The sequence below is a fragment of the Acinetobacter sp. DSM 11652 genome, from assembly GCF_900109815.1.
GTDB lineage: Bacteria > Pseudomonadota > Gammaproteobacteria > Pseudomonadales > Moraxellaceae > Acinetobacter.
Window position 1 is genome coordinate 19,058 of record NZ_FOBK01000012.1, and the last position, 22,457, is coordinate 41,514.

19 protein-coding genes and 4 tRNA genes are annotated in these 22,457 nt (G+C 38.8%); 7 read left to right on the forward strand and 16 right to left on the reverse strand.

Annotation, left to right across the window (positions count from 1 at the left end; translation table 11 throughout):
* Positions 1-31 precede the first annotated feature (31 nt).
* Positions 32-628 (reverse strand): NAD(P)H:quinone oxidoreductase, encoded by a 597-nt coding sequence (wrbA, locus tag BMW42_RS11645; RefSeq protein ID WP_035265209.1) that lies wholly within the window; start codon positions 626-628, stop codon positions 32-34.
* 114 nt (positions 629-742) lie between these two features.
* Between wrbA and BMW42_RS11650 the strand changes: the two genes are divergently transcribed.
* The gene (locus BMW42_RS11650) at positions 743-1,987 is read left to right on the forward strand and encodes a YihY family inner membrane protein (RefSeq protein WP_035265206.1); all 1,245 of its coding nucleotides are present in this window, start codon (positions 743-745) and stop codon (positions 1,985-1,987) included.
* Between the two features lie 38 nt (positions 1,988-2,025).
* Here the strand turns inward: BMW42_RS11650 and yddG are convergent, their stop codons facing one another.
* Together yddG and BMW42_RS11660 are read right to left on the reverse strand one after the other, a co-directional pair.
* Positions 2,026-2,913 carry an aromatic amino acid DMT transporter YddG gene (gene yddG / locus BMW42_RS11655; protein WP_228143126.1) on the reverse strand — a complete coding sequence of 296 codons (888 nt, stop codon included), beginning with the start codon at positions 2,911-2,913 and terminating at the stop codon, positions 2,026-2,028.
* A complete protein-coding gene (locus BMW42_RS11660; protein ID WP_092768060.1) occupies positions 2,910-3,851 on the reverse strand; it encodes a DMT family transporter in 942 nt (313 codons plus the stop codon). The genes yddG and BMW42_RS11660 overlap by 4 nt, the downstream gene beginning before the upstream one ends.
* Positions 3,852-3,953: 102 nt before the next feature.
* Between BMW42_RS11660 and BMW42_RS11665 the strand changes: the two genes are divergently transcribed.
* Positions 3,954-4,757: an AraC family transcriptional regulator gene (locus BMW42_RS11665; protein ID WP_092768062.1), complete on the forward strand. Its 804-nt coding sequence runs from the start codon at positions 3,954-3,956 to the stop codon at positions 4,755-4,757.
* A 51-nt stretch (positions 4,758-4,808) separates the two neighbouring features.
* Here BMW42_RS11665 and BMW42_RS11670 read toward each other — a convergent pair whose 3' ends face one another.
* Together BMW42_RS11670 and BMW42_RS11675 are read right to left on the reverse strand one after the other, a co-directional pair.
* Complete coding sequence (locus tag BMW42_RS11670) at positions 4,809-5,447, reverse strand: fumarylacetoacetate hydrolase family protein (RefSeq protein WP_092768064.1); 639 nt, start codon at positions 5,445-5,447, stop codon at positions 4,809-4,811.
* Positions 5,448-5,492: 45 nt separating this feature from the next.
* Positions 5,493-5,996, reverse strand: a complete 504-nt coding sequence (locus BMW42_RS11675; RefSeq protein ID WP_035265193.1) for a YcxB family protein — start codon at positions 5,994-5,996, stop codon at positions 5,493-5,495.
* A 171-nt stretch (positions 5,997-6,167) separates the two neighbouring features.
* On the opposite strand from BMW42_RS11675, the gene BMW42_RS11680 reads away from it, so the two are divergent.
* A complete protein-coding gene (locus tag BMW42_RS11680; protein ID WP_092768066.1) occupies positions 6,168-7,475 on the forward strand; it encodes a hypothetical protein in 1,308 nt (435 codons plus the stop codon).
* A 74-nt stretch (positions 7,476-7,549) separates the two neighbouring features.
* On the opposite strand, the gene BMW42_RS11685 is transcribed toward BMW42_RS11680, so the two are convergent.
* The 4 genes from BMW42_RS11685 to BMW42_RS11700 form a co-directional block, all read right to left on the reverse strand.
* Positions 7,550-7,626, reverse strand: a tRNA-Arg gene (locus BMW42_RS11685).
* Positions 7,627-7,986: 360 nt separating this feature from the next.
* Positions 7,987-8,063 (reverse strand) — tRNA-Arg (locus BMW42_RS11690).
* A 43-nt stretch (positions 8,064-8,106) separates the two neighbouring features.
* Positions 8,107-8,183, reverse strand: a tRNA-Arg gene (locus BMW42_RS11695).
* 16 nt (positions 8,184-8,199) lie between these two features.
* Positions 8,200-8,290, reverse strand: a tRNA-Ser gene (locus tag BMW42_RS11700).
* 262 nt (positions 8,291-8,552) lie between these two features.
* Here BMW42_RS11700 and rnr point away from each other — a divergent pair.
* The 3 genes from rnr to BMW42_RS11715 all read left to right on the forward strand — a co-directional run bounded on the left by rnr (position 8,553) and on the right by BMW42_RS11715 (position 13,453).
* Positions 8,553-10,991 carry a ribonuclease R gene (rnr, locus tag BMW42_RS11705; RefSeq protein ID WP_213032618.1) on the forward strand — a complete coding sequence of 813 codons (2,439 nt, stop codon included), beginning with the start codon at positions 8,553-8,555 and terminating at the stop codon, positions 10,989-10,991.
* 172 nt (positions 10,992-11,163) lie between these two features.
* Complete coding sequence (locus tag BMW42_RS11710) at positions 11,164-13,203, forward strand: M3 family metallopeptidase (protein ID WP_035265188.1); 2,040 nt, start codon at positions 11,164-11,166, stop codon at positions 13,201-13,203.
* 40 nt (positions 13,204-13,243) lie between these two features.
* A complete protein-coding gene (locus BMW42_RS11715; protein WP_171076743.1) occupies positions 13,244-13,453 on the forward strand; it encodes a YheV family putative zinc ribbon protein in 210 nt (69 codons plus the stop codon).
* 94 nt (positions 13,454-13,547) lie between these two features.
* Here the strand turns inward: BMW42_RS11715 and BMW42_RS11720 are convergent, their stop codons facing one another.
* The 5 genes from BMW42_RS11720 to BMW42_RS11740 all read right to left on the reverse strand — a co-directional run bounded on the left by BMW42_RS11720 (position 13,548) and on the right by BMW42_RS11740 (position 18,996).
* Positions 13,548-15,767, reverse strand: coding sequence for a TRAP transporter large permease subunit (locus tag BMW42_RS11720; RefSeq protein ID WP_092768070.1), 2,220 nt, complete (start codon positions 15,765-15,767; stop codon positions 13,548-13,550).
* A gap of 339 nt (positions 15,768-16,106) precedes the next feature.
* Positions 16,107-16,694: a rhombosortase gene (rrtA, locus tag BMW42_RS11725; protein WP_092768072.1), complete on the reverse strand. Its 588-nt coding sequence runs from the start codon at positions 16,692-16,694 to the stop codon at positions 16,107-16,109.
* 84 nt (positions 16,695-16,778) lie between these two features.
* Entirely contained in the window at positions 16,779-17,822 is a 1,044-nt protein-coding gene (locus BMW42_RS11730; RefSeq protein ID WP_092768074.1) for a hypothetical protein, read from the reverse strand.
* A 537-nt stretch (positions 17,823-18,359) separates the two neighbouring features.
* A complete protein-coding gene (locus BMW42_RS11735) occupies positions 18,360-18,683 on the reverse strand; it encodes a hypothetical protein (protein ID WP_092768076.1) in 324 nt (107 codons plus the stop codon).
* A gap of 52 nt (positions 18,684-18,735) precedes the next feature.
* A complete protein-coding gene (locus BMW42_RS11740) occupies positions 18,736-18,996 on the reverse strand; it encodes an FAD assembly factor SdhE (RefSeq protein WP_092768078.1) in 261 nt (86 codons plus the stop codon).
* Between the two features lie 179 nt (positions 18,997-19,175).
* Here BMW42_RS11740 and BMW42_RS11745 point away from each other — a divergent pair, with 179 nt between their 5' ends.
* A complete protein-coding gene (locus tag BMW42_RS11745) occupies positions 19,176-20,348 on the forward strand; it encodes an acyl-CoA dehydrogenase family protein (RefSeq protein WP_035265167.1) in 1,173 nt (390 codons plus the stop codon).
* Between the two features lie 48 nt (positions 20,349-20,396).
* Here the strand turns inward: BMW42_RS11745 and BMW42_RS11750 are convergent, their stop codons facing one another.
* Complete coding sequence (locus BMW42_RS11750) at positions 20,397-21,887, reverse strand: flavin-containing monooxygenase (RefSeq protein ID WP_092768080.1); 1,491 nt, start codon at positions 21,885-21,887, stop codon at positions 20,397-20,399.
* 188 nt (positions 21,888-22,075) lie between these two features.
* Positions 22,076-22,441, reverse strand: a complete 366-nt coding sequence (rplQ, locus tag BMW42_RS11755; protein ID WP_034587447.1) for a 50S ribosomal protein L17 — start codon at positions 22,439-22,441, stop codon at positions 22,076-22,078.
* Positions 22,442-22,457 lie beyond the last annotated feature (16 nt).

Sequence of the window (22,457 nt, forward strand, 5' to 3'; positions counted from 1 at the left end):
TTTTTTATGCCTGATAAAATAATCTTTAAAATTATTTCTTTAACATTTGCAACGCCACTTCACCTAATCGTTTCCCTTGCTCGATACATAGTGATTTTTCATCTTGGCTTAGAGATTGATCGTGTCTAGGACCACTGACATGTGTAGCACCATAGGGTGTCCCACCTGATTTTGTATTTGATAAAGCTGGATTGGCATTGGTTAAACCTAAAATCAGCATTCCATGATGAAACAAAGGTGGCAACATGGTCAGTAATGTACTTTCCTGCCCGCCGTGCATAGACCCCGATGAACCAAACACACAAGCAGGTTTATTATGCAATGCACCATTGAGCCATAAGCTCGTTGTTTGGTCCCAAAAATATTTCATTTCTGATGCCATATTGCCAAATCGAGTGGGTGATCCTAATGCAAGTCCCGAACAATGTTGAAGATCATCCAAAGTCGCATAAATATCGCCCTCCTCTGGAATACTTGGTGCTGCTTCGGTCACCACTGTTGCCAACTGTGGAACTGTTCTAATTTTCGCAAGCATTCCAGTAGATTCAATTCCTTGAGCAATTAAATGTGCCATTTCCTTGGTTGAACCATATTTGCTGTAATACAAAACTAGAACATATGCTTGCATAAAAAGATCATCCAATGAAAAAAGAAAACTATACGGTATTTTTTTTAAAATTTGGTTAAGCTGTGCAACGAACGTACAGAATTTTAACTAAAAAATACTCGAGACTCATTATTTATGGCGGAAATCTTAAAAAAGTTACCTTTCTACAATAAAACATGGTTTCAGTTTATTTTGTTTGTACTACGACGCTTTGAAACTAACAATTGTCGTGAGCAAGCAGGCTCTTTAACTTACACCACACTTTTCGCTGTCGTGCCGATGTTGACCGTATTCTTGGTTATCATTTCATCGATTAAAGCATTAGAACCTGCTCGGCAACAATTACAACAATTGATCTACAGTAATTTTCTGCCTAAAACCAGTATCGCGTTTGACAAAGCATTGAATGCATTTACTGACAATTCGAGCAACTTAACCATTATTGGTGTGCTGTTTTTATTCTTTACCACAGTAATGATGCTCACTAGCATTGAGACAGCATTCAATCGTATTTGGCGTGTGACAGAAACGCGTAATGGCATTATTGGTTTTATGCGCTATTGGACCATCATTTCACTGGGACCTATCCTGCTGGGTTCGGCTTTTGTGATTTCATCGACTTTAGCGTCTATGAACATCTTAAGCAATAATTTTGCAGGTTATGAATTGAATGGCACGTTTATTTTATGGGTCATCTCATTTGCACTCACCGCATTTGGTTTTTTTGCATTGTATTGGACAATTCCAAACCGCTCTGTTCCAATAAAAGCAGCCATGATTGCTGCGATTTTTAGTGCTGTTACCTTCGAGTTACTGAAAAATTTATTCGGCTTCGTGATGACTAACTTTACCAGTTATCAATTGGTTTACGGTGCTTTTGCAGCGGTTCCAATTTTCCTGTTGTGGATTTATCTATCTTGGAACATCGTACTGCTTGGTGTTGAGATAAGTTATGCTCTCACAGCATTTCATACAGGTAAAACTGAAACGCGCCATCCAATTCTCATGCTTCTAGATATGCTTGAGTTATTCTATAAAAAACAAAAACAAGGTAAAACCGTAACTGATCTGGAGGCACTTGATATTTTAGGACGCGGTGAAATTGGCCGCTGGCCTAAATATGTCAATCTATTGGAACAGCAGAATATTATTAAACGTACAGATAATAATGAATATGTTTTGGTTAGAAATTTAGATCATCTTGATTTTTGGTCATTTTATAAATCATTACCTTATACGCTGCCTGATAAAAATGATATCGGACAAATCCATGAAGATGACGTATGGATGAACCGTATTGGTCCTGCACTGATTGAAGCTGATGATTATCTGGCTGCGAAGCTCTCCGTACCGCTATCGACCATACTTGAAGAAAAATAAACTATTGCAATAAGAAAAGACCTCTATAGGTCTTTTTCTTATTTCATAGATGGATTATATGGACGTGTAGATTGCCAACAAATAAGTGCGCCTAAGGTCACCAAGACACAACCGATCCAAAAGCTTATTAGAGGTTGCACATCTAGAATCAGCATCGACATCAGACTTGAAAAAATGGGCATAAAATACGTTGCCAAAATTAAAATTTTGAGATGTCCATATTGCATGCTTTGGTTCCAATTGCTGTAAGCCAAGCCAATTAAGCTGCCAATGACTACAACCATCAGCCATGTCATCAAATTCAGCTCAACAAAGAGTTCTCGCATCACAAAATGTACAGCCCACAACCCAACTGCAGTCATTAGAAAAAGAAACGGAACAGCATTATGACCTTCTGCATATTTCTTGGTCAATATACTGTACAAAGGCCATAGCACCGCGCCAATAAAAGCAAATGAGTACGCCAATGGATTTTCAAGCACGGCCACCAATATCCGTTTCGGCTCGAGAATATCTGGATTAACAACCATCATTAACCCAAGAATGGCACATGCAAAGCCAGCAATCACCCAAATATTCGCGCTCAATTGCCGTGCAAGAATCGAAAATACAATCAGCAAAGGAGGCCAAAGATAATTAATCATTGCAATGATTAATACCTGTTCTCGATGCGTTGAGAGTGCAATCGAAATTAAAAACAGGATCTCATAGCCAACAAAAAGAGCACCACAGCCCAATAGGTATTTTTTAGGCATGAGTGAAAGCTTGGGAAAACCATTCTTCCATAACATGAACAATGCACTAAAACTATAGATCAGCGCCACCGCCTGTACCGGACTTAATGATTCAGTTACAAGCTTCACTACCGCAACCAACGAGGCCCAAATCAAAATTGAGCTTAATCCTAGCCATGTGTACTGATTCAATGGAATGCTCCAATTCTTGCGCTGATTCGATCAAGATAAATTCTCAAATAGCGGTGCAAAGACACAATCATAATCCCTGCAAGAACCATACAAGATCCGACCAAGAAACTCGTTTCGATCTCCTCATCTAACAGCCAGACACCAAACAACATGCCGAACATGGGAGTCAAAAACGAAAACACACCTAAGCCATTTGCTAAATAAGTTCGTAACAACCAAAACCATAGCAGCAAACTTAAAAAAGACATGACAACCGCATGAAATGTTAAGCTCAGAAACGCCAGTTGTGACCAGCGTACATCTGCTTGTCCAGTCCAAAAAGCTAAAGGTAATAAAAAAATAAAGCCCCCTAGCAATTGATAAAATAATGTTTGAGTGGGAGGCGCCTCAGAAAGCTTTGAAAATTTTAAAGAAATCGTAGTCAATGCCCACATCATCCCTGCCATTAGAGCAAGAAAATCTCCCCATAAAATATGGTTGAGTTGACTTTGAGCTTGATCACGCACTAAAAAAGTATAAGCGATGCCAAGAAATGCGAAACAAATACCAAACCACTGCAGATTATTCAATTTTTCAGCTTTGACTTTCCAATGTAAGCCTAAAGCCACAAAAATAGGCGCGGTATAGAGCAGAACAACAGTGTGCGCAGCACTGGTGTACCTGAGTGCCTCAGCAACCAAATAAAATTCTGCAGAAAATAAAAAGGCTAACCAAATTCCAGGAACAACATAACGGTAATTGAACAGTTGTTGCACTCGTTGTCGATACAATAATGGAACGACAAGCAAGGTTGCCAAACCACAGCGCAATGCGATTTGCATCAGAGGACTAATATCAGTAGCTGCAAGTTTCAAGACAATTTGCTGTAAACCCCAGACTAAACACAATACGATCATTAAGCTTGACGCCTGAAGGTCAAGACCTCTTCGCTCACCCATGAGTGGCACTCTTCACACAAACAAGTCGTCACTATACTGCTGACTGAATTAGAATATATAATTCAAAATAGACAACAAATACATTTATTCAGGCAATTTAATATGCCAAAACGCCATCCACATGAATCATTCGTTCAGTTAGATAATTATGATCATATCCAAGAGAATCTTTGGCTAACATTCCGTAATGATCCAGCCCATTCGGAATATCCTAAACACGGTCATGCATGGGGCGAATTTATCTATGCATTTGATGGTGTAATGGAAGTTCATATTGATCAAAATCAATATTTAACACCTCCGCCCTACGGAATTTGGCTACCGCCGCATCTGCATCACAGCAGTATTAATCTCACAGCTGTTTCTCATGCCACCTTATACGTGCATGAAAGCCTGTGTGATGCACTGCCCAAACAATCAGGTATTTTACTAAGCTCCCCCTTAGTGACGGCGCTACTCAATGAACTCAGAAAAACTTATTTCAAATATGATCAACCCGAATATCAACGACTCTTAATGGTTTTGCTGGATCAATTAAAAAGTTCACCACTGCTCAAAAGCTACTTACCCCATTCTGATCATCCTGCATTACAAACGATATTTACCTACATGCATGAGCATCTCAGTGATCAGCGTCCACTGAGAGATTATGCTCAAATGGTGAATATGAGTGAGCGCACTTTATCGCGCCTATGTGAAGCTGAAATTTCGATGTCGCTCAATGAATGGCGTCAACGCTTTAAAATTACACGAGCATTAAGCTTATTGTCTGAAAATAAAACCGTTGAACATATTGCTCTAGATTTGGGCTATGCCAACGCCTCAGCCTTTATCAATATGTTTAAACGCTGGATGCACATCACGCCCCAACAGTTTCGTAAAAACATCAATTCAGACAATCTCTAGCCATAAAAAAAGGATGAACCATCATCCTTTTTAATTGAGCTTGATGCATCATTAATGCACTTGCGTAGTCCACACAAAATCTTGTTTTAAGCCAGTCAAAGTCATTTTGAGCTGATCACCCGATTCTAATGGTCCCACACCTGCAGGCGTACCCGTCATGACAACATCACCAGACATTAAGCTAAAGTTTTGACTGATTTCTGCCAAAAGCGCTCCTAATTTAAAAATCAGTAACCCCGTATCACCATGTTGCCTAAGTTGATCATTAATTTCGAGCTTAAACTGGACTTGATCTAATGCTGGGACCTGATCAAGCGAAATCCAACCTGCCAAAATACAAGATCCATCAAATGCTTTCGCACGTTCCCAAGGTTGTCCTTTCTTTTTAAGCTGATCTTGTTGATCTCTTAAAGTCAAATCCAAACCAAGGGTGACTGCACCTACTGCTGCTAATGCCTCTTGAGGATCCGTAACGTTTTTGAGCGGTCGATCTATTCGCAATGAAAGTTCACATTCATGATGACACTGTCCCAATGCACGATTCCAATCAATCCCTTCTGCTAAGGACACCAAGCTACTCGGCGGCTTGATAAATAAGACAGGTTGATCAGGAATCGCATTACCTAATTCTTGAGCATGCGCAGCATAACTGCGACCGACACATACAATTTTTGATGGAACTGCACTCATGAAAATCTCTCTTATTTATAGTTTGAATAATGAACTCATCAAAACTTAACGTTTTTGGAATGTATTTTCAAACAGTGTTCTGTCTACATCAGACTCAAATGCACGTTTTGGAATAATGACAACTGTATGATTTTTGAGTTCAAGCATATAGGTCAATTTACCCACTACAAATTTTTGTACTTCACTGTAGGCAAATGCTTGTTTAGGACGACCACTTGAAAAAAGCTCGGCAGAGTTTTGAAACAAATCGATACCTTGTTCAGTCTTACCAAATTGATATTTTTCAAACTGACGCTTGAACATCATAGGTAAGAACCAGTAACGCATAACGATTTGTAAAAAGATAAAGAACGTGCCTAAAGCCACGTAATAGCGCCCTACTCCCTCTAATCCAAGATAAAGCCCCCAAATCACGATCGCAATACTGACAAGTGGCGTTAAAAAACGCGTAAATTGTTTTTTGCCAAAAGTAGCTAATGCAAAACCATCCTGAGACTCTTGTAAATTTAAGAAGTAACGGACAGATAAAACTGGTTGAGTATCAGACATAGGGGATTCAACAATCGATTTTCTTAAGCAAAGATATTACACCACTTTACCTGAAATCGAATTGTCGTTTTAATGAATACTGTTGATTACATCATCGCACTATTGATGAAAGCATCACACGATTTACAATGACACAAAATAAAAAGTCTAAATTCATAGTTCAGGATGAAAATGAAATACTTTAACTATCGAGCATTGTGCTTAAGCCTTATTTTTGTACCTAGCTTGTCGTACAGCGCGATTATTGAATGGAAAGAAAATATACCCAGTGCGTTAAAACCATTTCAAAATAATAGTACCGAACTCGCCAGCATCGCCAAAGATCAGATTCTCATTTATGCGCACACAAATACCCAAACATCTATTCCGACACGCAAAAAACAACCCAATCCAAATGTGAAGTTCACATCATCTGCCATCGTATTGCCTGTTAATGAAGAAAAGGTCGCCAAAACGCTTTCACAGTTTGAAAATTTTGTTGGATTATTCCCGACATTGAAATCAGCTAAAATATTAAATCAAGAAAAAAATATCACTCAGGTTCAATATAAAATTTCCATTCCAACACCAATACCAGTGCTCAACTTTAATGAGACCATAGTGTTTCAGCATCATATTGAAGCCAATAGTATTTCGAGTTTGATTGTGGATGCACCTGTTCCTTATGGTCTAGGCAAATTTGAATGGTTCAAATTGGATCAAAATCATACTCTTCTGACCCTAACGCAATGGGGAGATTTGAACCAACCTAAAGGTTTTCTATTTAGCAAAGTTCTGAATGCAGTGCCTGAAGCAAAAATGGGAATTCCAAGTGGTACACATGCATTTTTACTTGAATCAATTCGAAAAAAATTAACAGCGCCTTCTTCGAGTGCGCTCAAACCAGGACAATTTCCATCCGACCAATTAACGACAAATCAAATAGCCAAAATCGCACAAATCAGTCGTATCACCGAACACCCTGTAAGTTTTGTCCATACACCGACAACCGTGCCTTATCAACACGGTGCAGAATCAATGCGTTTTGTGACGACGTATCAGTATTATTCCCAACCAGTGCAACAATTACAAAAATGGACACAGCCTGTACATTATAAAAAGTTGTTTCCCCGCCAACTCAAATCTATTGATATCGAAACCCTAAAAGACCAAACACAATTGGCAGATTTTAAAGTTGAACTCGGGTTAGGAGTTATTCAAATTCCATTCCGATTTAAACTAAATTTTAGCTTTCCTCAGTCGAATCAGAATAGTTTTTATGCTCAAGGCGGTGATCTGAAATACATTAAAGGAAAAATGCAATTTGATAAGTTTCAACAAGGTACTTTATTGAAAATGACGAATGCTGGAAAAATAGATGAAAAAGCACCGTTCCTGATTCGTGCAGCACGGAGCTTGCCTTATCATGATGTGCTCCCTACAGTTGGGGCGAATGTCGTCTTTGCATTGAAAGTCAAAAACGAAGAGCAGAAGAAATAAGATAAAAAAATAGACACAAAAAAACCGCAATTAAGCGGTTTCTTCTCTTTTTTACATCTTATAGATGATCAAGTTGGTGCGCTCAGAGAGATTCGAACTCCCGACCCCTTAGTTCGTAGCCAAGTGCTCTATCCAGCTGAGCTATGAGCGCGACGTCTTGATGGAGTGCATTATATATGAATATTATTATTTGTTAAGTACTTTTTAATAAAATTTAAATCAAGCGAACAGTATTTATACGTAAATGTAAATTATGGCTAGATAATCAACAACTTAAGAGATGGTCAACAAGATCAATCCAAATTCCAAACAATCCTGAGTTGGATTGATGATGTTTTTATAAGAGCTAATATCTATTAATTAAAAATAATATGTGTAGAAATTTTAAAATTTATTTCTTTCTTAAGTAGCTAATAAAATATGATGATTTATAGCATCACTTCATTCTAGAAACAAAAAAACCGCAATTAAGCGGTTTCTTCTCTTTTTTACATCTTAGAGATGATCAAGTTGGTGCGCTCAGAGAGATTCGAACTCCCGACCCCTTAGTTCGTAGCCAAGTGCTCTATCCAGCTGAGCTATGAGCGCGTACTTGAGTGTCTTACGACTTCGTTACATCGATTAACTTGATTGGTGCGCTCAGAGAGATTCGAACTCCCGACCCCTTAGTTCGTAGCCAAGTGCTCTATCCAGCTGAGCTATGAGCGCATTTCAAGTTTATCGTTGGCGGTGAGAGAGGGATTCGAACCCTCGATACCAGTAATAGGTATGCTTCCTTAGCAGGGAAGTGATTTCAGCCACTCATCCACCTCACCGTAACGAGACGCCATAATACAAACTTCGTCCCTACTCTTCAAGTGAGAATTTAAAAAATTCTATGTTTTTTGTTCAATCATATATTTTTTAAACAATTTTCAGGTTTTTTACCTTTAATCTGCATTAATTTCACTTTAATACTGTCTATTCTGCATCTCTTTTATAATTTATGAACTAAAAACACTTTATTGCAATCATTTACGTGCAGTATTTCTCATCATGTCTTATGCTAAACTTATCTTCTGATATGAAGCCAAAGACATTATGAAAAATTGGGTCGACCCTGAAGCCAAAGCGGAAGCTGAACGTTACGATAATCCTATTCCAAGCCGTGTTCTTATTCTAGAAACGATTGAGAATAAGAAAAAAGCATTGTCTCATGCAGACCTTGTGGAACACTTCGAAATTGCGGATCAAAAAAGTATTGAAGCACTTAGTCACCGTTTAAGTGCGATGGTTCGTGATGGTCAATTGACGAAAGAAGGTTATAAGTTCCAGCTTATGGCAGATCAACCTGTTCATGATGCGACCATCTATATCAATAACAAAGGTTTAGGGGTTGCGAGTATAGATAGTAAGAAAGAAGAATATTTGTTACCTGAGCGTGAATTACGTCAAGTCTTCCATGGTGACCGAGTTAAAGTTCAACAGACCTCTGTTGACCGTAAAGGTAAACCATGGGGTTTCATTACTGAAATTACCCAACGACGCGTCAAACAAATCATTGGGAAACTCGCAGAATATGAAGGTGAATACTTCATTCAACCAGCAAATCCAAATGCGCATCAACCGATTACCTTAGAAAAAGAACTCATTGCGCATGCGAAAGCTAAAGTTGGTGATTCTCTTCGAGTTGAAATTGATGATTTTCCAAATCGTGAAGAGTTTGCTACAGGCCATATTATTCAATCTATGGCCGACAAATCTGATACTGAAATTATTATTCCTCAAACCATTTTAGAATATGGTTTACCTTACGAATTTCCAGAAGCAGTAGTTCAAGAAGCTGAAAGTTTTAAAGAACCGACAGCACGAGATCGTCAAGGACGCATTGATTTAAGAGATTTACCCTTAGTCACAATTGACGGTGAAGATGCACGTGACTTCGACGATGCTGTCTATGCAGAAAAACGTCCTGGTGGCGGCTATCGTGTCGTGGTTGCGATTGCAGATGTCAGTCATTATGTTCGTATTGGTAAACCTTTAGATGATGAAGCACAAGAACGCGGTACGTCTGTGTACTTCCCTCACTTTGTCTTACCGATGTTGCCTGAAGCACTTTCAAATGGCTTATGCTCACTCAACCCAAATGTCGATCGTCTATGTATGGTCTGTGATTTGAATTTAAGTCGCGCAGGTAAAGTCACAAAATTTGAATTCTATCCGTCGGTGATGCACTCTAAAGCACGACTCACCTATGACCAAGTTGCAAAATATTTTGAAGGTGATAGTCAAGCTGTACCTGAAGATCGTACAGTGCGTAAATCACTGAATACATTATTCCAACTTTACCAAGTATTAAAAGGTTTACGTGCAGAACGCCATGCAATGGAATTTGAAACCGTTGAAACGTACATGACCTTTGATGAACTTGGTGGAATTAAAGAAATTCTACCAAGATCACGTAACGATGCTCATAAACTCATTGAAGAATGTATGTTGTTAGCCAATGTCGCTGCTGCTGAATTTGCTTTAAAACACGAAATTCCAATGTTGTATCGTGTGCATGAGCCACCTGAATTCTCACGCATTCAAAAAGTTCGCGACTTTGTTAAGTTATTAGGTTTGAAATTCCCTGATCAACCTACGCAAGCGGACTACCAAGCGGTCATTGAAGCCACTAAAGACCGTATTGATGCGCCAAGTATTCATGCTGTGCTTCTTCGCTCCATGATGCAAGCTTATTATGGGCCAAATAACGCTGGTCACTATGGTTTGGCGTATGAGGCATACACTCATTTCACCTCTCCAATTCGTCGTTATCCAGATTTATTATTACATCGTGCTATCAAAGCACACCTCAAAAATAAACCTGCACCAGTCTCAGGTGGCGCACTAGAAGAAGCCGGTAATCATTTCTCGGCAACAGAACGTCGAGCTGATGAAGCTTCTCGCTCAGTGACCACTTGGTTAAAATGCCATTATATGCAACAGCATCTTGGTGAAGAGTTTGTTGGCGTCATTAGTGCTACGGCTGAGTTTGGTCTATTTGTCACTTTAAAAGATTTATATGTCGATGGTATGGTCCATGTAAGCCAGCTTGGCGATGACTTCTTTGTCTTCGATCAAGCGAGTCAAAGTTTAGTTGGGCAAAATCGTGGTCAGACCTTCGGTTTGGGTGATGAAGTACGCATCAAGGTTGCAGGTGTCAATTTAGAAGAACGTAAGATTGATTTTGAATTGATTCAACAACTCAGCCATGCAGGTCGCGCTATTCGTAGTCGAGCACCACGTGTCGTGAAGGAAAACCCGGTCACCAAGCAAGAAGCGTTAAATCGCATGTTGAATGAGCCTGTCGAACTCCTAAAAGATAAAGATGAAAGCGGTGAACGCCCTGTTCGTAAGAAAAAGTCCAAGGCAAAACCAAGCTCTTATACTAAAAAATCAGACAAAAAATCTGATGGAAAAGTAAAAGACAAAGCGAAAAAGAAAGCTAAAGTAAAAAAGAAAAAGTCGAATGCGAAAGCTAAATTAGACTAAATCTTTAAAGAGCGCTACGGCGCTCTTTTTTTTAAGCTTTATTTTTTTAATTTATAATCAAGTGCACCGATTCTTTATTTAGCACTTACGTAAATAATTGAATGTATCACTTGATTTAAAGTCCATAAACCCCTACATCTAAATGAAGTAAATGAATCAATTAGGTCCTTGAATGACTTTAGAAAAGGCAACTTTGCCTGTACCCGATTTTTCTCAAATTACACTTGATCAACTTAAAGCACAGATTGAACAAGCGATTCAAAATGGTCAACACTTTATAAACCAACTCGAGAAAGTCCCAGACACGGTACAATTACAATTAAATGTGCTCGATCAAATCGATCAATTAGAAAACCAAATGAGCGAATCTTGGGGTATTTTGTCTCACTTAAATGCTGTGATGAACAATCCTGAAACCCGCGAGATTTATCAGTCTCTTTTACCTAGCTTAAGTGAATACTACACACAATTAGGGCAACATACTGCGCTCTATCAAACCTACCAATATGTGCATGATGCACCTATTTTTTCGGATTTACCAGAAGCTCAACAGAGTGCGATTAAACTTGCACTTAGAGACTTTAAACTCTCAGGCGTGGCTCTAGAAGGCGAAGCAAAAAAACGCTACGCAGAAATATCAGCTCGTTTATCGCAGCTTTCTTCAGATTTTTCTAACCACGTTCTTGATGCCACACAATCATATTTCAAACCATTAACTGAAGATGAACTTGCTGGTTTACCTGCGAGCAGTATCGAACTGCTAAAGCAATACGGTCAACAACGTGAACTCGATCAAGCCGTGGCGACATTGGATTTCCCTTCTTATCTTGCGATCATGACTTACGCAGATAATCGAGAGCTTCGCGAAGCCTTATATAAAGCATATACCACGCGAGCGTCGGATCAGTCAGATCACCCTGAATATGACAATACTGCGGTGATGGAAGAAATTCTCAAATTGCGCCAAGAAATGGCTCAACTTTTAGGTTTTGATCATTATGCAGCATATTCACTGGCAAGTAAGATGGCTCCAAGTGTTGAAGCTGTAGATCAATTCCTGATTGAGTTGGCAGAACATGCTCGTAAACCTGCCCTACAAGAAATTGAGGCATTAAAAGCAATTGCTCAATCTCATGGTGTAGATGAACTACAACCTTGGGACACGACGTATTTCTCGGAAAAACTCAAAGTTCAACAGTTTAATCTGTCTCAGGAAGCACTTAAGCCATACTTCCCTACCCCTGTCGTCGTTCAAGGTTTATTTAAAATTGTGGAGCGTTTATATGGTATTCAAGTCATTGAACGTGAAGCACCTGTATGGCATCCAGATGCACGATATTATGAGCTTGAAGATCAAGGCAGTGTCATAGGTGGATTCTATTTTGACTTGTACGCTAGAAGTGGGAAACGTGGTGGAGCATGGATGAGCGGATTCCGCTCACGTATGCAAACCAACAATGGCATGCAGAAACCGATTTGTTACATGGTCGGTAATTTTACACCACCAATTGGTCAACAGCCTGCGCTTTTAACACATGATGAAGTCGTTACTCTTTTCCATGAGTTTGGACATGGTCTGCATCATATGCTCACAGAAGTAGATCATATCTCTGTAGCAGGCACACATGGTGTCGCTTGGGATGCCGTCGAGCTGCCAAGTCAGTTTATGGAATTCTGGACTTGGGATAATGAAAGCTTGGCTTTAATCAGCCAACACATTGAGACCAAAACACCCTTACCTGAAGAACTCCTTAAGTCGCTTTTGGATGCGAGATTTTTCCAATCAGGCATGCAAACCCTTCGTCAACTAGAGTTTGCCATGTTTGATTTGAATATACATAAACAATCTCCTGCTTTAGATGCAATAGCTATTCAACACACTCTAAACGAAATTCGTGAACAATATGCTGTTCTCCCTACAGCACCTTACAACCGATTCCAAAATAGTTTTAGCCATATTTTCGCAGGGGGTTATGCCGCAGGCTACTACTCTTACAAATGGGCTGAAGTTTTGGCAAGTGATGCATTCGATCGCTTTGAACAAGAAGGCATCTTCAACCAAGAGACTGGACTTGCTTTCCGCAAAGCAGTGCTTGCTGTAGGCGGTAAAGATACAGCGCTTGATGCCTTTGTTAAATTTAGAGGTCGTGAGCCTAAAATTGATGCATTATTACGCCATCAAGGTTGGACGAATGACACTAAAACTGCTTAAACTACGCTACTAATTTTTGAAGGTGAGTGTCATTATGTCGATCAAACGTCGTTTCATTGCAGGTGCAAAATGTCCGAAATGTGAAGCTATGGATCGTATTGTCATGCTCACTTCAGGTGATTCAGAATGGATCGAATGTATTGAATGTAACTATTCTGAAAATCGTCCGACACATATAGATGAACCTCAAATGCCTGAGGTTGCAGACGAAATTGGTGTTATTCAATTTAAGCCGCGCCCAAGAAATTAAGATGTTTTAAAAATCAACAAAGCCAGCTCGATGGAGCTGGCTTTATTGTAAATTCATTAAAAAATAAGCACCCGAAGGTGCTTATTTTATTTAATTATTGATACCAACCAAATAACTTAAAGATATAAGGTACATAGGCGATAATTAACATAGCTGGAATCATCACAATCAGAGGAAGAATCCAACGTTCGTATTTGTAGTAGAACGTTTTATCTTTCACTTCTGCATCGGCAGCAGCCACCTCTTCATCACCAATCGACTGCCTTGCGAGCAAGTGATTGAGTGCAACTGGAGGTGATACATAACCCAATTCGAAACCAATTAAAGCAATCATCCAGAAGTGAACAGGATCTATACCATAAGCGTAGGCGACAGGAGCAACTGTTGCTGAAATTAAGATGACAGCACCAAACGGATCCATAATCATACCGACAAATACCATGAGACATACGATCAAGGTAATCACGATATAGATATTTTCAATATCCGTTGGGAAGTGTTCCATCAACTCGATACGCTCTAAGTATCCACCAACGCTGACAGACAATGCCATTAAGATCACAAGCGCCCCGATATGTCCGACTGTTTCACTTGCAGATACATGAATTGACTTCCAGAAACTCACTTTACGCGCAGGATTGTCTGGACTATCTTGCGCTGCAATTTCAGATGCTGACACTCGCGCCTTAGCTGCTTCTTGTTCAACCGAAGTATGGCTTAATGTCGTATCCCAATGTCCTACTGGTGCGAGTGGTGCTGGTTCATGACGTAATTTTTCATAAAGCACCATGACAAGTAAGATGATTGGCATCATGACTGGTGCAGTGAACTCATTCAAATTGGTATTTAATGCATACTTGTAGAATGACCACACGATCAGGAACACGATCACATAAGGAACTACTGCCACTAATGCCTTAGCGGAATTCGGGAATGCAACTGATGGCGCTGCAATACGGAATTTTTGCTCAGCAAAGAACAGTGAAATTAATAGGAACAGTGTCGAAGTGATGAGGAAAACACCGATACCATATTGGTATAACAAGTCAGTCGTCACTTCTTTGTTCAGCGATGCAACAACAACAATCAATAGACATGGACGGAGTACCACACCAAGCGAACCTGACATTGCAGCCGTAGCCAAAGCGAATTGACGGCGTCCGCCCGCATTCCAAACTTCTTTATAAATGATCGCACCTGCAGCGATTACAAAAATACCTGATGCACCTGTATAGGCTGTAGGTAATGCAGCAGCAAGTAAGATTAACCAGGTAAGCGTTTCAGGCGCTAGATTCCATGGACGTAAAATGTTTAGGAATTTATCAACAATTAAGGTCTGCTTTAACAGCATACCTGCCCAAATGAATAGTGATAAATTAAGGAAAATGGTAGAGAACTCAACCAGCTGCCCTAAATAAATCCCTTGACCCATTGGATAGTCCATCACAAAGGTAAAGTTAAATCCTGTTGTGATCGCCATATAGGCATAAAGTGGGACTGACAATAATGCCATGCCAATCGTACCACCTGGCTTCGCATTTTCTGGTACACGGAATAATTGGTACAAACTAATTAATGTCAGTGTACTGAACAAGATTATCCATAACCAGTAGATGATTGTCATCTCACTGGTTGGCGGAACACCAGAGTTCAATACAGATCTATACTGACTGATCGCTGAACTGGTTAAGAAACTGTTCGCAAGTATCATTGCGACAGCGTAAACCCGATAATCTAAAACAGAACTTGGACCGCGTAGACCAATGTGGTGGATTTTAAGTGTTGCAGTGATCGCTGCAAGTACCACCATGATAATCAATAGAACTGCCTTATTTTCAGTACCAAATTGGAAAATACCAAAGAAAGTTGTTTCCATGGTTCGGTAAGTTCGTATTGAAGGGTTATCTTCTAAATACTGAATTGACTTATCGTAGAAGGCATATTTTTCTTCACATAACTGTTGACCAGCCAATACAGAGGCACGAACATCTTCTTCAGACGTTGTACCAAAGATATCTGCAAATTCATCTTTTGCATTGGCTTGCATTTGGTTTTGAACCAAAAGGTCAATATTTGGATTTCGATCACAGACTGGCTTTTCAGGTTCGGCACGCAAGAATGAATACTGCATACCAATTTTTTCGTCACCGTATAGACTTTCACCTATACGTAACATCTGCCCGTGAATCATTTCTCCTGTCCCGATGATGAGCGTCAGTAACAGTAGAAGCAAAATCGTAAACGCAGATATCCACTCAGTCCATATATAACTAAGTAGACCTAACCCAGATCTCTTTTTAGAAGGCTCTTGCATTGTTATTCCATTATTTAATACTGCTATACATTGCCTGTACAGCTCATCTTTTCTAATTCGGGCTTAGGCAAAATCCTTTACCTAATTTCCTTACCACTTTTATCACATGAATCTGACTGATTTTTTTTTAAAAAAGAATGACTGACTTTTCCATTTTTTTTAAATTTATGCCAATTTTCATCAATTCACCTCTTAAGAGCGAGATAAAAACCAACTAAATCAGTAGGCTATACCATACTGTATTTCTTTTTTTAAACAAATATGACCTTAAAAAAATAAATGCAAAAGATTTGAATCTGATCACACATTAAAATAAGTGATAATTAAGCATCAGAGGAATTAAGAGATGTGTGTGTCCTTCACGGAGATATGCTGATAAATTAAAAAGAGCATGCTGAGTAATGCCCCCCATATTGCACCTGTTAAATGTGCTTCAACCAATACTGGGCTACCAATCATTTGCGCAGTATCGAGAGAACCAAAGATATTTTCCCACAAAATTTTGCCCGTGATTAAAGCTAATACAAGCAGCGAGAATTTACGTTCTTTTTCAAATTTAAAAAAATAAACTGCCAAAGCCATATACATACCATGTAGCACCCCTGATAGACCTGCATAAGCTTCAACGCGAGGATAAACATAAAAAAAACTTAAACTAATTAATGGCGGGAGTGCGATCAACAAGTACAACATGTACCTAATTTTGACATATGGGAAGATGAATGGTAGGCAGGCTAAACCCACCATATTCAATGCATAGTGTATCCATCCCACATGTACATAGTGAGCTGTCCATACTCGCCAAATTTCTTCATCCAATACAGGACGCCAATAGAAAAAATACTCCTGAAAAATCTGCAAACTAGCAGCAATACTGATACAGCATGCAATAAACAGTATTTTTCGAATCAGGATAGTATCTTTCATCTTTCGTATTCCTAAAAGAAAAAGAGCTTAAAGCTCTTTTTCTTGAATAACTCCATTTTTAATTTTGAACAAAATTAAAAAATCTTATTCGCCTAATGTGTTCTCGAAAAGATCATCGGCTTCATTGGTCGCTTGATCATCCCAGAAGCTCGACATTCCATCTGCTTCAGTTCGGACACCTGTATTCTCCGTCCAATAACGGTCTGAGATCGCTTGTATCATTTGTCCTGCCATATTATCCAATAACTTAAACTCTGGATTTACAGGAACTTTTTCAGCACGTGAAGCGGCATAAGAACGTAATGCATCACGTATTTTTGCATCGTCACCACTGGCTTGTGCTGCAACAGCATACAAGGCATGCGATAAGCGTACTCCTTTTTGCTCACCAATTTGCATAGATTGTTTAAGCGTTTGGTATGGATCTGGTTTGCCTGCATCAGCTCCAGGTAATAATGTCCAAATCACTGCTCGAGTAGCATTCGGTACACCCCAAAACTTGTTGTTATCAAGGCAGACCATGCCACGTTCAACAATTGCTGCGATATCTTTAGGAACATGCACTTGACCACCAGAAGCAATATCATTGGTCATTGCTTGTAAGCCACTTAACATCCCTAACAGATATACTGTTTGGTCAAGATTACGACGCATAGTTGGACATGAGTCACCTAAATTATATTTATATTTAGACTGCCAACGTTCCGCAAACAATTGATAACCCGTATATTGACGTTCGGCAGCAACAGCAGCCCAGCGCTTTTGTTCAATACGCGCATCTTGTGCTTCTGTCACTTGACCTGCTTTTGATGCTCTTAGGTATCTTAATTCTGCATCTAAGGCACGATTTTCTGCGCACATCCCTGAAGCTGAATATAAAAGAACTGCCATACGGGTCGGATCAGCACCCATATCTTTAGTCGCCATAATCACAGGAGTCAAAGCTGTGCCCTGATTACACACCATATCCACATCACCCATTGAGAGTACTGGTGGTAAGATGTGTTTTTCACTAAAAGCAAGTGATGCATTCGCACCAGTTTTGATTACGTATGAACATCCAGATAAAGTTGTAGCTGCTACAACCGCAATTGCCGTGAAAAGACCTTGAGTCTTTAATTTAGACATACTTCCTGTCCTCAATTTTATAATTTTGTCATCCTTGCGATTTAAAATATCAGATGCAATCGCTGAATAAAAGTGCAGCAATGCACTTCATTAACAATTAGTCTGTCATTGATCTGAATTGAAATAATTGACTTATTTTTTGAATTGTTAAAATTTTGGGCAAAAAAAAGTAGCATTGCGACGGTTCGGCACATGCTACTTATTAAACGGTAAACTCAAGAGAGTTTATTTTGTTCGTTGTTGTGGTGTTCAATTCGTTCCTTCAGCACAGTTCCTAGTCTTCCAATTATAATTGCCATAACAGCAGCAACCACTAGAAACAACCACATATGAATTTCACTCATTTTGAAATTCCTCTTTAGCTGTTGGTATATTTAATGTACTTTAGAAATTAAGATTTCACCGTATTTTTGTCTAACAATTTGATTTTCTTTCATTTTCGTCAAACAATTCATTTTTTATACATATTATATATTTTTAAATAATTGTTTTTTATCATGTTTTAAATTTAAAAATAAAAGACTTATTGTCTAACAATTAGCCAAAACTTGCATGAGTAATCAAGCTTTTCCATTGTTTTTCATCTATTTGATCTCTCCAAATCACCAAAGAGTCGAATTTATTTTCGTTAAAACTGAGTACTACGAAGTAATGAAAATGAAAAACTCGATTCAGTTTTGCTTGGTATATTTTTAGATTTGAAGTCATTTGAATCGACCATAAATCTTTGTCTATTTTTTGTAATTCTTTTAATTGTGGTTTTTTTCTAAAATTCCACCAGATAATCAGTATAAATATAATACTGCCCAAAGCATAAATGAGCTCAATACAGATTAATAAAGTAATACTTATGATGAGCATAAAGAAAACATGAAACACAGCCGAATAAAAGCTGTGTTTCAGTGAATAGTGCTCATGGATTATGGACATAATCTTTTAATTTTTGAATAAAATCGCGCAATTCAGGTCGAGGTGGTTCAGAAACCTCCATAAACCAATCCAATAAATCAGGATCTTCTTGTTCAACCAGTTCAGCAAACATTGCTTTCTCTTCTGGTTCAGCTTGCAAATAGTATTGCTTTACATAAGGATCAAAATACACGTCAATTTCTTTTAAACCACGACGTGCGCGATAGATAACTTTACGCTCTTCAAGCGTTAATTCATCGTACATTTTTATCCCCTAATCTGTGTTCATTCCATTTTAACTGAAGCCATGAGCTTTGTGTTTTAAAAATATCAATTGACCAAATTCATCAGCAATTCTTGCGTTTTGAGCATTCAACACATTGCACCAATGTTCAGGCTCTCTTATGTTGTGGCTATTCTAATAACACTTATGGAAATATAAATATGCAATCAGGCGCAATTCGACCAATTCCTAATATGTTGCCTCGAAAATTATTCAATGCAGAGCATGAAGCGTTTCGTGATACTGTCCGAAAATTCTATGAAAAAGAAGTCGTTCCAAATATTGCTAAATATGAAGAACAACAACATGTAGATCGTGACTTATGGAATAAAGCGGGTGAAATGGGTCTATTGTGCACCACAATGCCTGAAGAATATGGTGGATATGGTGTAGATCGACTCTACAGTATGATCCTCATTGAAGAACAAGCTTATGCAATGGATTCATCAACTGGTTTTTCATTGCATTCGGATATTGTTGCGAATTACCTGAATAATTTTGCCAACGAAGAGCAGAAGAAAAAATGGCTCCCTAAAATGGCTTCTGGCGAAGTTGTCACTGCCATTGCGATGACTGAGCCTGGTACAGGTTCAGACTTACAAGCTGTACGAACTTCTGCAGTTTTAGATGGCGATGAATATGTCATCAATGGTTCTAAAATTTTTATTACCAATGGTTATCTATGTGACATGGCGATTGTTGTGTGCAAGACAGGTAATAGTGATAAAGGTTCAGCCAACTTATCTCTCATTATTGTCGAAGCTGATCGAGCAGGATTCACCAAAGGTAAACCACTCAATAAAATTGGTATGAAAGGGCAAGATACTTGCGAATTGTTCTTTGATAATGTTCGTGTACCAAAGGAAAACTTGATTGGTATGGAAGGCATGGGCTTCATCATGCTTATGAAAGAACTCGCTTGGGAACGTATGCTTGTAGCGATTATCTGCCAAGCTGGTGCAGAAGCTGCCTTTGCACACACAGTACAATATACAAAAGATCGTAAAGCATTTGGCAAGCCAATTGGCGCATTTCAAAATACACGTTTTAAGCTAGCAGAACTTCGAACTGAAATAGACTTTTGTCGTTCTTATTTAGATCGTTGTATGGAATTACAGCTTGAGGGTACGTTAGGTGTAGATGCGGCTGCAGCTGCAAAATATAAAATTTCTGATATGTTCTCTAAAGTCGTCGATGAATGCTTGCAGTTACACGGTGGCTATGGCTTCATGCTTGAATACCCTATTGCACGCGCATATATCGACAACCGTGCAAATCGTATTTATGCAGGTACCAATGAAATCATGAAAGAACTCATATCACGTTCTTTGTAGATAGAAAAAGGAAGCTTTCGCTTCCTTTTTTATTTTAATAGCTATTCATTAAGACACTAATTTAGGCTTTTTTACAGACTGTGCCGGAGCCTTCGCAAATTTTAAAATACCATCATTAAAAGTCGCATTTTTGAGATCTTTACGATCAGCTAAATAGTTATGCGTTGCCATCCAAGGTGCCTTAGTACCTTGTTTTGGAAGTTGATCAGCCGCACGCGCAATATAACCTGATGACATTTCACCCATAACTGTTTCATCGAGCATTGCAGAATGGTCAGTTGGTGCGACAACTTCATCATAACCGTTCTGATCCATATATTTGAATAGACGGCAAATATAATCAGCGACTACATCTACTTTTAATGTCCATGATGCGTTCACATAACCAATGACCATCGCCATATTTGGTACATCACTTACCATCACACCATTATAAAGCATATGTTCGCTAGTCTTGATCGGCTGACCATCAACCGTCGCTTTGATACCGCCCATAATTTGAATTTCTAGACCAGTCGCAGAAACAATGATATCTGCATCTAAGTGTTTACCAGATTTCAATTGAATACCATTTTCAGTGAATGATTCAATATGATCTGTTTCAACACTTGCTTTACCACTACGTAAAATTTTGAATAAATCACCGTCTGGCACTACACATAAACGTTGATCCCAAGGATTGTAACTTGGGGTAAAGTGCTTCATATCCACTTTACCTTTCAACTGCATTTCAATAGATTTAAGAAGTAACTTGCGAACAAGTTGAGGTTGTTTTTTTGACAAAGCAAAAATCGCACGTTGCATTCCGATATTACGAGCACGCGTGAACTTATATGCCATATCCTCTGTCATAAATTTACGTGTTTTGTCATAAACAAAATCAATCGAAGGAATTGAAGCAATATACGTTGGTGAACGTTGTAACATTGTTACATGCCCAGCCCCACCTTTTGCCATTGCTGGTACTAAAGTGATTGCAGTTGCTCCACTACCAATGATAACTACTTTCTTACCGGTATAATCTAAATTTTCAGGCCAAAATTGTGGATGAATCAATTGACCTTTAAATTTATGTTGATTTGGAAAATCAGGTTGGAAACCTTGGTCATAGTTATAATAACCTGTGCAGCCTAAGACGAAATTAGCTTGCCAAGTTTGTTTCTTTTCATTTTGATCTTCGATTTCTACAATCCATTTTTTAATTGAAGTATCGTAATTAGCTGAAAGGACACGATGTTCAAAATGAATTTTTTCATTAATATTGTACTCACTAACAACTTCGCCCAAGTAACCTTTAATCGAAGCGCCATCTGCAAGCACATTCGCTTTACGCCATGGCTTAAAATTGTAGCCAAAAGTAGACATATCTGAGTCGGAGCGAATACCTGGGTATTTAAACAAATCCCACGTTCCACCGAAACTTTTACGACGTTCGAGTATTTCAAATTTACGGTTCGGATTATTTTTAATTAAATGTGCTGCAATTCCAATTCCAGAGATACCAGCACCAACAATAAGAATATCGACTTGCTTATCCATTTCTTTTATTAACCTTTTTATAAGAACATTTTTATTAAAACATATTTTTGACAATACACAATGTCAAGTTTGACTAAAAGTTGCAAAAAACATATCAATTCAGGTCAAGTAATGCCAATTGTTAGACAAAAAAAGGCCGGTTTATTCAACCGACCTTTTTTGAACAACTTGCGATGTTCTACACGAAATTATTTAACTTCGCGATCTACTAGCTCAACGTAAGCCATCGGTGCAGCATCACCTGCACGGAAGCCCGCTTTAAGAACACGTAGATAACCGCCGTTACGTTCTTTGTAACGAGGGCCAAGAACGGTAAATAATTTACCAACAGTTGCTGCTGAACGAGTACGAGCAAACGCTAAACGACGGTTTGCTACTGTATCGACTTTAGCTAAAGTGATTAAAGGCTCAGCTACACGACGTAACTCTTTTGCTTTAGGCACAGTTGTTTTGATCAACTCGTGTTCAAACAAAGAATTAGCCATGTTTTGGAACATCGCTTTACGATGACTGCTTGTACGGCCTAATTTCACACCACTATTACGATGACGCATGGTGATAGTCCTACTT